Source organism: Paenibacillus albicereus (genome assembly GCF_012676905.1).
GTDB lineage: Bacteria > Bacillota > Bacilli > Paenibacillales > Paenibacillaceae > Paenibacillus_O > Paenibacillus_O albicereus.
The window spans coordinates 4,994,685-5,008,420 of record NZ_CP051428.1 but is presented as its reverse complement, the minus strand read 5'-3'; the positions used below and the strand labels follow the sequence as shown (position 1 = coordinate 5,008,420).

The 13,736-nt window shown below is 67.3% G+C and carries 9 protein-coding genes; 5 read left to right on the top strand and 4 right to left on the bottom strand.

The window, feature by feature from the left end; all coding sequences use genetic code 11:
* Positions 1–83: 83 nt before the first annotated feature.
* Both HGI30_RS22295 and HGI30_RS22290 read right to left on the bottom strand, forming a co-directional pair.
* Entirely contained in the window at positions 84–2,270 is a 2,187-nt protein-coding gene (locus tag HGI30_RS22295; protein ID WP_168909513.1) for a sigma 54-interacting transcriptional regulator, read from the bottom strand.
* 230 nt (positions 2,271–2,500) lie between these two features.
* Positions 2,501–3,424, bottom strand: coding sequence for a proline dehydrogenase family protein (locus HGI30_RS22290; RefSeq protein WP_168909512.1), 924 nt, complete (start codon positions 3,422–3,424; stop codon positions 2,501–2,503).
* Positions 3,425–4,672: 1,248 nt separating this feature from the next.
* Between HGI30_RS22290 and pruA the strand changes: the two genes are divergently transcribed.
* From pruA to HGI30_RS22265, 5 genes are all read left to right on the top strand, one after another.
* On the top strand, positions 4,673–6,220 hold the full coding sequence (gene pruA / locus HGI30_RS22285; protein WP_168909511.1) for an L-glutamate gamma-semialdehyde dehydrogenase: 1,548 nt from the start codon (positions 4,673–4,675) through the stop codon (positions 6,218–6,220).
* Between the two features lie 59 nt (positions 6,221–6,279).
* Positions 6,280–7,611 (top strand): RNA polymerase factor sigma-54, encoded by a 1,332-nt coding sequence (rpoN, locus tag HGI30_RS22280; protein ID WP_168909510.1) that lies wholly within the window; start codon positions 6,280–6,282, stop codon positions 7,609–7,611.
* Between the two features lie 249 nt (positions 7,612–7,860).
* On the top strand, positions 7,861–8,916 hold the full coding sequence (locus HGI30_RS22275; RefSeq protein WP_206109973.1) for a helix-turn-helix domain-containing protein: 1,056 nt from the start codon (positions 7,861–7,863) through the stop codon (positions 8,914–8,916).
* A 121-nt stretch (positions 8,917–9,037) separates the two neighbouring features.
* Positions 9,038–10,216 carry a BMP family ABC transporter substrate-binding protein gene (locus HGI30_RS22270; protein WP_235680252.1) on the top strand — a complete coding sequence of 393 codons (1,179 nt, stop codon included), beginning with the start codon at positions 9,038–9,040 and terminating at the stop codon, positions 10,214–10,216.
* A 27-nt stretch (positions 10,217–10,243) separates the two neighbouring features.
* Positions 10,244–11,218 carry an aromatic ring-hydroxylating oxygenase subunit alpha gene (locus HGI30_RS22265; protein WP_168909509.1) on the top strand — a complete coding sequence of 325 codons (975 nt, stop codon included), beginning with the start codon at positions 10,244–10,246 and terminating at the stop codon, positions 11,216–11,218.
* A gap of 126 nt (positions 11,219–11,344) precedes the next feature.
* Here the strand turns inward: HGI30_RS22265 and HGI30_RS22260 are convergent, their stop codons facing one another.
* Positions 11,345–11,959: a DedA family protein gene (locus HGI30_RS22260; RefSeq protein WP_168909508.1), complete on the bottom strand. Its 615-nt coding sequence runs from the start codon at positions 11,957–11,959 to the stop codon at positions 11,345–11,347.
* A 297-nt stretch (positions 11,960–12,256) separates the two neighbouring features.
* Entirely contained in the window at positions 12,257–13,717 is a 1,461-nt protein-coding gene (locus tag HGI30_RS22255) for a catalase (protein ID WP_168909507.1), read from the bottom strand.
* Positions 13,718–13,736 lie beyond the last annotated feature (19 nt).

Genomic DNA, 13,736 nt, shown 5'->3' with positions numbered 1-13,736 from the left:
TAGTCGGGGTGGAGCTGTCCAGGCAGCGTGGCGCCTGGTTCAAGCTTCATTTGTCCATGCTTGTTGGTGAAAAGCTCGGCGGCCTAAAGCGGCATGCCCAGCTTCTTCATGCGGTTGTACAGCGTCGCTCGCGAGATGCCGAGCTGGCGGGCAACCGCTTTTTTGTTGCCGCGCTCGGCCTCGAGCAGCCGGCGGATGCGCTCGCGCTCGTAGTCCTCCGGACTGTCGGGCCAGCGAGCCGGAGGAAGCGGATGGCTTCCGTAGCCGTAGCCGGAGACAGGCCCGCCCAGAGACGGCCCGCCTGGGGCAGGTCCGCTTGGGGGTGGCCCGCCGAAAGCAGGCCCGCCGGAGACAGACCCGCCCGGAGACGGCCCGCCGGAGACAGGCCCGCCCGAGGCAGCTTCGGCTGGAGCTGGCGGCGCCCCGGTCCAGCTGCGCACGGGCGCTGCGGCAGGAGGGGCACCTTCTTTGACGAGCGTGCCCTCGCGCCCCATCTCCTGCAGCAGCCTTGGCGGCAGATGCTCCATGCGGATGACGCCGTCGGTCGCCAGCAGGACAAGCCTTTCGGCCGCGCCGCGCAGCTCTCGGATGTTGCCTGGCCAATCGTAGGCGGCAAGCCGCTGCACGACCTCATGCGGACAAGCCTCGATGAAGCGGCCGTACAGCAGGGCGAACTCGCTGAGAAACGCGGGAAGCAGCTCGTAGACGTCTCCTGTGCGCTCGCGAAGCGGCGGGATGTCGAGCGTGACGACGCTCAGCCGGTAGTAGAGATCCTCGCGGAAGCGGCCGTCCGCGATCATCGCCAGCAGATCGCGGTTCGTCGCCGCGAGGATGCGGCAGTCGGCGCGCCGCAGCGTCGTGCCCCCGACGGCGTAAAACGTCCGCTCCTGCAGCACCCGCAGCAGCTTCACCTGCAGCTCCAGCGGCATCTCGCCGACCTCATCGAGCAGCAGCGTGCCGCCCGCCGCGAGGTCGAGCTTGCCCTTGCGGCCGCGCGGGTCCGCTCCGGAGAAGGCGCCGCGCTCGTAGCCGAACAGCTCGCTCTCGAACAGCGTCGGCGAGATCGCCCCGCAGTTGATCGCGATGAAAGGCGCGTCCGGCCCCGGGCCGGCATCGTGGATCGCGCGGGCGTACAGCTCCTTGCCGACGCCGCTTTCCCCGAGCAGCAGCACGGGCGCTTTGGCGGAGGCGAGCTTGCGTGCCGTCTCGACCGAGGCCCGCACCGCAGGGCTGCCGCCCCGGATGGCCGAGAACGGATCGGCGCCGCTCGGATCGAGCCGCTCGACCTTACGCTCCAGATGCTGCATCTTGGCCGTCATGCGGAACAGCTGCTGGTTCAGGCGAATTTGCGACGTGATGTCCTGCTCGGCCGCCACCGCCCCGATGCGCTCGCCGCCCAGTTCGATCGGCCGGGCGTGGATGACGGCGTGCATGTCGGGCCGCGGCTGATGCTGCGCTGCTCGGAGCACCTCCCCGGTCGTCAGCGCTCGCAGCACCTGGAGCCGTTCTTTCTGGAAAAAGGCATCCGCCGGATGCCCCATGATCTCCTCCCGGCGAATGCCGAACATCCGCTCGGCCTCGCCGGTCCAGGCGATCACCTCGCTGTCGGCGTTGATGACCGTGATCGCGCTGTCGACCGTCTCCAACGTCGCCTCGAAGCCGGCCCGCAGCCGCCGGAACGACTGGCGCAGCTCCTCCAGCGCCGCCGCCGCGGAGACGCAGCCGCACGGCTCGCCGTCGTCGCCAAGCAGCAGGAGCCAAGGACAGCCCGCCGGCAGCGGCGGCAGCTCGTCGAGCCGCATCGAGGCGGGAAGCGCCATCGCGGGCACGGCGGCATCCGGCGGACCGTCCAGGTCCGCAAGCGGGTCGGGCGAAGCATCCCTTTGCAGCGAGTTCGGGAGCGCCAGCGCGCGCACAGCGGAATCCGGCGGGCTGTCCAGGTTCCCCGCCGCGTGCGGCGAAGCGGCCGCTCTCGACCGGGCGGAGAGACTTGCCGCATCAGGCGTGGGGGCGGAGAGGGCAGCAGGCAGCCAGCTCCAGCTCCCGTCCGCTTCCTGGAGGAAGAGCGGCCGCCCTGCCGGGACGGCTTCGCGAAGCGGGGACTCCGACCTGCGCGTCTCGGCCGCATCAGAGGGGGCCGTCCCGTGCCGTTCCTCCAGGCTCAAGACCGGTCGATCTGACAGCTTCTGGCCCGCAGCCGGCTTCGGCGGCTCCGCCAGCTCATAGCTCGTCTGGGGCAGCTCGATCAGGCGGGGGAGGGTAAGCTTCATCGTGGGTTCCTCCTTAGGGTGTCGGTGTCTAAGTCGTGTCTGGTTTAATGGACATCTATGTCTATTTAATTAGACACACGAGACATGATTCCTGCATGTCCCTCCCCCTTCCGCCCAACCGAGTCCGAGCGGTAGGGGATGCCGAAAAAAAGAAGCGGACCCGCCGGGCGGGCCGCTCCTCGGAAGCTTTTTTGGCGGGCGCCTGCGTCAGGGCAGGTGGCCGGAATTTTTCAACGGAACATGTTCTGCAGCACCATCATCAGGTTGGCCGGCTTCTCCGCGAGGCGGCGCGTGTAGTAGGGGTACCACATCTTGCCGTAGGGCACGTAGCAGCGTACGCGGTAGCCTTCGGACGCGAGGCGCGCCTGCTCGTTCATGCGCAGCCCGTACAGCATCTGGAATTCGAACTTATCCTGGCTGATGCGGTTCTCGGAGGCGTACTCGCGCACCCAGCGGATGATCGTGTCGTCGTGGGAGGCGATGGCGGTGTAGACGCCCTGGTCGAGGTGCATGCGGATGATCGCCTTGAAGTTGTCGATGACCTCGGACTTCTTCTGGTAGGCGACCTCTGCGGGCTCCTTGTAGGCGCCCTTCACGAGCCGCAGGTTGACGCCGCTCTGGATCAGGTCGCGGACGTCGGCCTGCGTGCGGCGCAGGTACGCCTGGATGACGGTGCCGACGTTCGTCAGCCCTTCGCCGTGCAGCCTCTTGACCATGTCGATCGTCGCCTGCGTGTAGGGCGAGTCCTCCATGTCGATGCGCACGAAGTTGCCTGCTGCCGCCGCCTCGCGCACGACGGCGCGGATGTTGGCGTAGCAGGCTTCCGGATCGAGCGCGAGGCCCATCTGCGTCGGCTTGAGCGACACGTTGGAATTCACGCCGGCCTGCTCGATGCCGCGCACGAGCCGGATGTATTCTTCCCGGTAGCCCGAGGCTTCGCTGAGCGCGCGGATGCCCTCGCCGAGATGGTCGAGCGTGACGAGGATGCCTTTGCGGTTCAGGTCGCCGATGACCTGGAGCGCGCCGCCGAGCTCCTGGCTGGCGATGAATTTGGCGGCGAGCTTGCCGCCGTATTTGAGCGTAAGCTTCTCGACGAGCGAATTGCCGGAGATCGTGAGCAGCGTCTTGCGGTACAGCTCGGAGCCGATGTCCATGTGATCCCTTCCCCTTTATGCGGATGATGGCGTTCTTATGGTGGTGTAGTAGCAATATTCGTGCCAACGGTATAGGCTATGGCATCCGAGGCGCATGCGCTACGGCGGCTTGGCGCGGCTCGGGCGATAGCTTGCGCCACGGACGGGGCGCAAGCTGCCTGTACCGCGCGACGGAGCGCGAATGGGCCGACTGCGGGTTCACATAGGCGGTAGAATGGGGCAGATGAGCGGACGGGGCAGTAGCGCGGAAAAACCGACTAGCTCGGCTGGAACGGGTGGTCGGATGGGGCAGTAGCGCGGAAAAACCGAGCAACTCGGCTCGAACGGGTGGTCGGATAGGGAGTTGCGCGGAAAAACCGAGCAGCTCGGCTCGAACGGGTGGTCGGACGGGGCAGTTGTGCGGAAAAACCGAGCAACTCGGCTCGAATGGGTGGTCGGACAGGGGAGTTGCGCGGAAAACCCGACTAACTCGGCTCGAACGGGTGGTCGGACAGGGGAGTTGCGCGGAAAACCCGACTAACTCGGCTCAAATGGGTGGTCGGATGGGGCAGTTGCGCGGAAAACCCGACTAACTCGGCTCGAACGGGTGGTCGGACAGGGGAGTTGCGCGGAAAACCCGACTAACTCGGCTCGAACGGGTGGTCGGACAGGGGAGTTGCGCGGAAAACCCGACTAACTCGGCTCAAATGGGTGGTCGGACGGGGCAGTAGCGCGGAAAAACCGAGTTACTGTGGCCCGGGGTGGGCTTTTGAGAGGCGCTAAGTCGAATAAATCGAGTTACTGTGGCCCGGGGTAGGCGTTTGAGAGGCGTTAAGTCGAATGAATCGAGTTACTGGAGCCGGAGGTAGGTGTTTGGAAGGCATTAAGTCGAGAAAATCGAGTTAATAGGGCCCGGGGTGGGCGTTTGAGAGGCGTTAAGTCGAGAAAATCGAGTTACTGGAGCCAGAGGTGGGCGTTTGGGAGGCATTAAGTCGAATAAATCGAGTTACTGTGGCCCGAGGTGGGCGTTTGGGAGGCGTTAAGTCGAGAAAATCGAGTTACTGGAGCCGGAGGTGGCGTTTGGGAGGCGTTAAGTCGAATAAATCGAGTTACTGGAGCCCGGATTCTCCGAGGCTAACCCGTCTGAACAAGGCTGCGCCTCCTTACACCAGCCCGGATCAGTGGCACGTTTCTTGCTTATCTTTTACGGCGAAGAGCTCCGGTCAGCAGCGGGAGCCAAGGAGACCTTTCCGAGGAGGATGGATTCGCATGAGAATGGAATATGTCAACGAGCCGTTCACGAATTTCAGCAAGGAAGAGGAAAGCGCCGCCTACGAGGCCGCGCTGGCCTCCGTCCACGGGCAGCTGGGCCGCACGTACCCGCTCGTCATCGGAGGAGAGGCGATCGAGACCGGGCGCACGCTCGACTCGATCAATCCCGCCGACAAGGCCGAGGTCGTCGGCGTCGTCCACCAGGGCGACCGCGAGCTTGCCGAAAAGGCGATCCGCACCGCCTACGAGACGTTCGGCTGGTGGCGCCATACGAGCGCGAAGGAGCGCTCGGGCTATCTGTTCAAGGCCGCCGCCGTCATGCGCCGCCGCAAGCATGAGTTCTCCGCGTGGCTGACCGTCGAGTCCGGCAAGAACCGCGCCGAAGCCGACGCCGATACGGCGGAAGCGATCGACTTCATGGAGTTCTACGCCCGCGAGATGCTGCGCCTGAGCGAGCCGCAGCCGCTTACCCGCATCCCGGACGAAGACAACGAGCTGTACTACATCCCGCTCGGCGTCGGCATCGTCATCCCGCCTTGGAACTTCCCGCTCGCCATCATGGCCGGCATGACGACGGCCGCGCTCGTCTCCGGCAACACGGTCGTGCTCAAGCCGGCAAGCCCGACGGCGGTCATCGCGGCCAAGTTCGTCGAGCTGCTGGAGGAGGTCGGCGTGCCGGCCGGCGTCGTGAACTTCCTGCCGGGTCCGGGCTCCGAGGTGGGCGACTTCCTCGTCGAGCATCCGCTGACCCGCTTCATCAGCTTCACCGGCTCGCGCGACGTCGGCCTGCGCATCAACGAGCGGGCTGCCAAGACGGCGCCCGGCCAGAAATGGATCAAGCGCGTCATCGCCGAGATGGGCGGCAAGGACTCCATCGTCGTCGACGCCGACGCCGACCTGGAGCTGGCGGCGGATGCGATCGCAGCGTCGGCGTTCGGATTTTCCGGCCAGAAATGCAGCGCCTGCTCGCGAGCCATCGTCCATGCGGACGTGTACGACGAGGTGCTGGCCAAGGTCGTCGAGCGCACCGCCAAGCTGACGCTGGGCGATCCCGCCGAGCGCGGCACGAACCTCGGACCGGTCGTCGACGACAAGGCGTACGCCAAGATCCAGGAGTACATCGGGATCGGCAAGAACGAAGGCCGTCTCGTTCACGGCGGCGGCACGGGCGACGAGAAGGGCTTCTTCATCGAGCCGACGATCTTCGCCGACATCGCTCCGGAAGCGCGTCTCGCGCAGGAGGAGATTTTCGGGCCGGTCGTCGCGTTCATCAAGGCCGCTTCGTTCGACGAGGCGCTCGAGATCGCCAACAACACCGACTACGGCCTGACGGGCGCGGTCATCTCCCGCGACCGCAGCCGCCTGGAGCAGGCGCGCCGCGAATTTTTCGCCGGCAACCTGTACTTCAACCGCAAGTGCACCGGCGCGCTCGTGGGCGTGCATCCGTTCGGCGGCTTCAACATGTCGGGCACCGACTCCAAGGCCGGCGGACGCGACTACCTGCTGCTGTTCACCCAAGCGAAGCTCGTCTCGGAAAAAATGTAATCCCGCGCCGCGATCCGCGCGCGGTATACTAAAGAAAACGCTCGAAGGAGGCCGCCGCCATGCCGGGTCCCGTCCTGCAGCCCCAGGCGCTGCTCCGCCAGGAGCAGCGGCAGAAGCTCGCGCTCACGCAGCAGATGCGCCAGTCGCTGGCGCTGCTCGCGCTGCCCGCGGCCGAGCTTGACCGCGCCGTGCGCGAGCTCGCCGCGGACAATCCGCTGCTCGAGATCCGCGAGCCCGCGGCCTCGCGCCGCGCGGGCGGCCGCGGCGACGCCTCGGCCGCCGACCCGCTCGAGCGCGCCGCAGCCGCGCCGCCCACGCTCGAAGCCGAGCTGCTCGCGCAGCTGCGGCTGAGCGGCGCGCCCGCGCCGCAGCGCCGCGCCGCCGCCTGGCTCGCCGGCAACCTCGACGAGAGCGGCTGGCTGGCGCTGCCGCTCGCGGAAGCGGCGGAGCGGCTGCGCCTATCCGCCGCAGAGGCCGAATCGGCGCTGCGGCTGCTGCAGTCGCTGCAGCCGGCCGGCATCGGCGCGCGGGACCTGCGCGAATGCCTGCTGCTGCAGCTGGACCGGGAGCCGGAGCCGGCTCCCGGGGCGCGCGAGCTCGCCGCGCGCTGGCTGCCCCAGCTGGCGGCCCGCCGCTGGGAAGAGATCGCGGCCGGCACCGGCCTTGGCCGCGAGCAGCTCGAGCTGGCGCGCCAAGCGCTGCTGCGCCTCGACCCGCGGCCCGGCCAGCGGCTGGCGGGCGCGGCAGCGATCCGGACGCAGGCGGTCGTGCCCGACGCCCTCGTCCGGATCGCCGCAGACGGCGAGCTGCTCGTCGAGCTGGCCGCCTCCTGGGAGCCGCGGCTGTCGCTCGCCGATACCGGCTCCGGCCCGCTCGCGGCCGTCGCCCGCGGCCACGAGGCTTACGCCTACGTGGAGGGCTGCCGACGCGCGGCGCGCGCGCTCATCGGCGGGCTGGCGCAGCGGCGGGAGACGCTCGCGCGGGTCGTGCGCGCCGTCTTCGAGGAGCAGGCCGCCTTCCTGGAAGGCGGCTGGCCGGCGCTGCGGCCGCTCACGCTCGCGGATGTGGCGCTGCGCCTCGGCGTGCACGAATCGACCGTGAGCCGCGCCGTCTCCGGCAAGCATGTGCGGACGCCGCTCGGCACCTTTCCGCTGAAGGCATTTTTCAGCGCCGCGCTCGGTCGGGGCGGAGCAGCGGAGGAGGTGTCGGCCGCCGCCGCCAAGCAGCGGCTCGCCGAGCTCGTCGCGGCTGAGTGCCGCGAGCGGCCGCTGTCCGACCAGCAGCTCGCGGAGCGGCTGGCGGAGCTCGGCATCCCGCTGTCGCGGCGCACCGTCGCCAAGTATCGGGGCGAGCTGCGCATCCCCAGCTCCTCCTCGCGGCGGGGCGGCTGAGCGGCAGAGATGCCACGATGGGCAAGCCTTTTCCCCCGGTGCGAGCCGCTCCTCCGAGGATGAGCGGCGCCCGCCTCAGGCGATAGCGGCTCCCCCAGGGCGCAACGCCCTTGGAGCGGCGCCTGCCTGCCGCGCCGTCCGGAAAGTCAAGAAGTCCAGGGCCTCTCCGAGGCGCCTGGGCTTTTTTAATGCGTTGCTCTGGACGCGAGAGCTGCGGGCTCGCCATAATAAGGAAAAGGAGGTCGGCCCATGGACGATCGAGAGCTGCTGCCGCTCAACAACCGCGCCATCCTGGAGCCGCGCGCGGCGGCGCAGAGCTTCCGCCTGCAGCGGATTCTGCCGCAAGGGGCGGCGGCGGCCTATATCCGCCACTACTGGCTGATTGAATGGAACCTGCCGCCGGGCATCGTCCACACGCAGGAGGTGCTGGAGCATCCGACGGTCAACGTCGTGCTCCAGCGGGGCTGCTCGGTCGTCAGCGTCGCCGGAGCCGAGCGCTCGCGGCAGCGGCTCGAGGGGCGGGACGAAGTCTTCGGCATGCTGTTCCGCCCCGGCCTGTTCCGCCGCTGGCTGGACTGCGATCCCGGCGAGCTGGCCGGGCGCAGGCTGCCGGCCGAGCAGGTGCTCGGGCCAACCGTACTGGAGCTGGAGCGCGCCGTATTTGCCGAGCCGGACTCCGGCCGCCGAGCCGCGCTCGTCGATGCGTTCTGGATGGAACGGGTGAAGATGCCGGGCCCGCCTTCCCTTTCCGGTACGGTTCCCGCTCGCTCGGAGTCCGGCTTGCCCGCGCCTGCCGGCACGCTGACCGACCGATCCGGATGCACGTCCCTCACCGCCGGCCTGCCCGCGCCTGCCGGCACGCTGTTCGACCGATCCGGATGCACGTCCCTCGCCGCCGGCCTGCCGTCTGCCCTATCGCCCGATCTCGTCCCGGCCCTGCCGATTCCGACCGCATCCGTTTCGACCGATCCGGACGCTTCCGCGCAGCTGGTCGACCGCATCGTCACCGGCATCCAGCTCGACCGCGGGCAGCGCAGCGTCGAGGATGTGGCTGCCCGTTGGGGGCTGTCGTCGCGCAGCCTGCAGCGGCTGTTCCGCACCTATGTCGGCATGCCGCCCAAGGCGGTCATCCGCCGCTACCGGCTGCACGAGACGATGGGCCTCGCCAGCGGCGACCCGGACTGGGCGGCGCTCGCGCTGGAGCTGGGCTATTTCGATCAGGCCCACCTGATCCGCGACTTCAAGGCCGTCGTCGGCATGACGCCAGGCTCGTATGCGAAACGGATTATCGAAGAGGAAACGTGACACAAAATCAGCGCAGGTCCCCAGACCTGCGTTTTTTTCGTCATTTTATGTAAGTTATATTGACATATACCTTCCTTCTTCCTATACTCTCGGCAAGAAGCAGTCAGGGGGGAAGGGCGCAATGGGGAAAAGAAGGAACAGACAGGGTTACGTCGGAACGGCAAGCCTGCTCGCGTTTCTGCTGGCGCTTGCGCTGGGAGCGTGCTCGAGCGGGGGCGGAGCGGGCAACGAGGGCGAGCAGCCTTCGCCCTCTGCCGGCGCGAGCCCGGCGGGGAGCGCGTCGCCCGCGCCGGGCGGCGAAGGCATCGCCAAGCCGCGCGTCGCGTTCGTCTACCTCGGCGTGCCGGGGGACGGGGGCTGGACGTACGAGCATGACCAGGGGCGGCTCCTCATGGAAAAGGAGCTCGGCATCCAGGCGACGACGGTGGAAAACGTGCCCGAGGGAGCGGACGCCGAGCGCGTCTTCGAGGAGCTCGCCCAGAACCACGACGTCATATTCGGCACGAGCTTCGGCTACATGGACGCGATGGTCAGCGTGGCGAAGCGCCACCCCGACGTCAAGTTCATGCACGCGAGCGGCTACAAGACGGCGGACAACCTCGGCACCTATCTCGGCCAGGAGTACCAGAGCGCGTATCTGGTCGGCATGGCGGCCGGCAAGATGACGAAAAACGGCCATCTCGGCTACGTCGGCGCCTATCCGATCCCCGAGGTCATCTATACGATCAATGCCTTCGCGCTCGGGGTCCGAAGCGTGAATCCGGAAGCGAAGGTGTCCGTCGTCTGGAGCAATACTTGGTATGACCCGGCGACGGAGCGGCAGGCGGCGGTCAGTCTGCTCGACAAGGGCGTCGACGTATTGGCGGCCTACCAGGACTCTCCGGCCAGCATCCAGGCGGCCGCCGAGCGCGGCGTCTGGGGCATCGGCAACGATTCCGACATGGGCCGCTATGCGCCCGAGACGTACATTTCCAACCCGGTCTGGCGCTGGGGGCCGTACTACGTGGAGCAGGTGAAGGCGGTCATCGACGGCACCTGGCAGAGCGGAAGCGACTTCGGCTCGATGGCCGACGGCATCACCGACATCGCTCCGTTCGGCAAGAACGTGCCGGAGGAGGTGCAGGCGCTGGTGGAGGAGAAGAAGCAGGCGATTCTGAAAGGAAGCTTCGACGTGTTCGCCGGTCCGATCCGCGATCAGAGCGGTGCGGAGCGGGTGCCGGAGGGCGGCGCGATGACGGTGGAGGACATTCTGGGCATGGCCTGGTTCGTCGAAGGCATCGAGGGAACGATCCCGCAGTAGGCGCGGAGGCGGAAGGAGAGAGGTTGAATGAGGCTGGAAGATCCCGCTTTGACGGCTTGCTGGCATCCGGCCGCGCTCGCGCGCGACGTGACGGACCGTCCCTATCCGGTCACGGTGCTGGGAGAGAAGCTCGTCCTGTTCCGCAGCGGCAGCGGCAGCGGCGTGCATGCGCTGAAGGACCTGTGCATCCATCGCGGCGTGCCGCTGTCGCTCGGCAAGGTCGAGCGGGTATGCGCGTATCATGGATGGCGCTATGACGGCGCAGGAGCATGCGTCTGCATCCCGTCGCTGCCGCCGCGCCGGCCGATTCCGGCCAAGGCGCGGGCCGAGGCGTTCCGCTGCCGGGAGGAGCACGGCTTCGTCTGGGTGTGCTTCGGCGAGTCCGAGCCGGAGGCGCTGCCGCTGCAAGGAAAGGTCGACCCAGGGCTCATCCCGGTCTGGATGGGGCCGTACCCGGTGCGGGCCGCCGCGCCGCGCGTCGTCGAGAACTTCCTCGACGTGTCGCATCTGATGTTCGTCCACGAAGGGCTGCTGGGCGACAGCCGGCATGCGGAAATCAACGACTACGGCGTGCGGCGCCGCGAGGGCGCGCTATGCACGGACGAGATCATCGTTTACCAGCCCGACCCGGACGGACGGGGGATCGGCGTGGAGAGCCGGTACGTGTACGAGATTTTCAGCCCGACCTGCGTCAAGCTCGTCAAGCGCAGCAGCGGCTCGGACGAGGAATTCCACCTGTTCCTCATCGTCTTGCCGGAGGCGGAGACGGCCTGCACGGCCTTCATGCTGCAGCTGCGCAATTATTCGCCGGACGTGCCGGAGCAGGTGTTCATCGACTTCCAGAACACGCTGCTCGCTCAGGACAAGGTCATCGTCGAGGCGCAGAAGCCCGAGCTGCTGCCGCTCGATCTGCAGGCCGAGCTGCATCTGCGCTCCGACCGCGTCGCGATCGCCTATCGCCGCATGCTGAAGGAGCTCGGCGTGACGATCGGCACGGAATAAAGCGAAAAAGCCCCGCCCTGGATACATCCGGGAGCGGGGCTTTGGGCATGGCGGCCTGCGGTCTTGACGGCGATCGGTGCGGGTCTGGGCATCTCGGCCGTCGGTTCAGCGACTCGCCTGCCGCCTTCAGCGCCCAGCCTTGCGCCGGCTGCGGAAGAACCAGAACGCGCCGCCCAGCAGGCCGAGCGCCAGCAGCGCATAGACGATGTTGGAGTAGACGTCCATATAGGCGACGATCGATTCCCACGATTCGCCGACGGAGGCGCCGACGGTGACGAGCACGGTGTTCCAGATGAGCGAGCCGATCGTCGTCAGCGTCAGAAACAGCGGAAAGCTCATGCCGGACATGCCCGCCGGGAGGGAGATGAGGCTGCGCACGAGCGGCACGAGCCGGCACAGCAGCACGGCCCACGGGCCGTAGCGGTCGAACCAGGCGTCGGCCTTGCGGACGTCCTCCGGCTTGAGGCGCAGCAGATGGCCCCAGCGGCCGACGATCCGCTCCAGGCGGTCCGCATGCAGCCAGGCGCCGATGAAGTACAGGATGACGGCTCCTATGACGGAGCCGAGCGTGGCGGCGATGATGACGCCGACCACGGTCATGCTCGTCTTGGCGGTCATGAAGCCGCCGAAGGTCAGGATGACCTCGGACGGAATAGGCGGGAAAAGATTTTCGATGGCGATCAGGAATCCGACGCCGAAATAGCCGAAGCGGTCCATGATCTCGGTAATCCAGGCTTCCACAAAACCATCCTTTCGAAGGGCGTCCGTCGGCGGACATAGTTGCATCTTTATACGACTAAGCATGTCCTTTGGTTTCAGAAAATAAGCCGCCCCCCCAGGGTGCTCCGCGAAAGGAGCACCCCGGGGGGCGGCAATATGGAAACGCCGGGCGGCCGGGCGGCGGCCGATCCGGACGGGAGCGTCGATGGGAAGCGGGCAAGCGGGGCGCTCAACGCTTATACAGGCCTGAAGCGTCCCGCCGGCCGCTCAAGTTCAGTCCATGCTGCGGGCCTGCCCCGTCCTGTCTTGCCCTCCGCTTTACCCCATATGCTGCAGGTAAGGCGTCAGGTCGACGCCCAGCCCTTCGGCCAGGCGCTTGCCGAGCTCGGCGTCGGCGCGGAAGAAGTTGCACACGGCGCGCAGCTGCGTGCTGGACTCGACCTGGGACAGGTCGCCGGTCAGGTTGCGGATGACCGCGTCCTGCTCGGCCGCCGAGTAGCGGCGCCACACCTGGCCGGCCTGGCCGAAGTCGTTCGTCTTGGCGATCTTCTGCCGTCCGGCCTGCGCGCCGGTGGCGAGCGCTGCGTGCGGCTCGACGTACGCCGGATCCTGCTGGGGAGCGTCCTTGTGGCGGGACGGCTCGTAGTTGACGGAGCCGCTGAACGAGCCGTGCTGCATCGCGCCGTCGCGCTGGTTGTTGCTCACCTGGGCGAACGGGCAGTTGATCGGCAGCTGCAGATAGTTCGGGCCGACGCGGTAGCGCTGCGTGTCGGAGTAGGAGAAGAGGCGTCCTTGCAGCAGCTTATCCTCGGACGGCTCGATGCCCGGCACGACGACGCCCGGATTGAAGCCGACCTGCTCCGTCTCGGCGAAGACGTTGTCCGGATTGCGGTCCAGCGTCATCGTGCCGACATGCACGTACGGGATGTCCTCCTCGAACCAGTCCTTCGTCGGATCGAGCGGATCGAAGTCGAACGAGTCGAGGTCGGCCGGATCGAGAATCTGCACGAACAGGTCCCATTCGGGGAACTCGCCGCGGTTGATCGCTTCCTGCAGGTCGCGCGTCGCATGGTTGAAGTCCTGCGCCTGGATCGCGCTCGCCTCGTCCGCCGACAGATGGCGCACCCCTTGCTTCGGCACCCAGCGCAGCTTCGTGTAGACGCGGTTGCCGTGCTCGTTCACCCACTTGAACGCATGGACGCCGGAGCCGCGCATCTCGCGGTAGCTGGCCGGGATGCCCTCGTCGGAGAACAGATGCAGCAGCATGCTGGTCGACTCCGGCGTCAGCGACATGAAGTCCCAGTAGCGGTCCGGGTGCTGGATGTTCGTGCTCGGATCGGGCTTGAGGGAGTGGACCATGTCCGGGAATTTCATCGCGTCGCGGATGAAGAATACCGGCAGGTTGTTGCCGACGAAGTCGTAGTTGCCCTCGGTCGTGTAGAATTTGACGGCGAAGCCGCGCGGATCGCGCAGCGTCTCCGGGGAGTGCTGGCCGTGGATGACCGTGCTGAATCGGACGAATACGTTCGTCTCGAGGCCGGCCTCCTGCAGGAACGCCGCCTTCGTCCAGCGCTTCATGCTGGCGGCCGTGCGGAACACGCCGTGCGCGCCGGCGCCGCGGGCATGGACGACCCGCTCCGGAATCCGCTCGCGGTCGAAGTGCGCCAGCTTCTCCAGCAGCTGGTAGTCCTCAAGCAGCGTCGGGCCGTTTTGGCCTGCCGTTCTGGAGTTCTGGTTGTCCCCGATCGGGACCCCTTGGTTCGTCGTCAGTCGGTTCATGGAATTGAGTTCCCCTTTC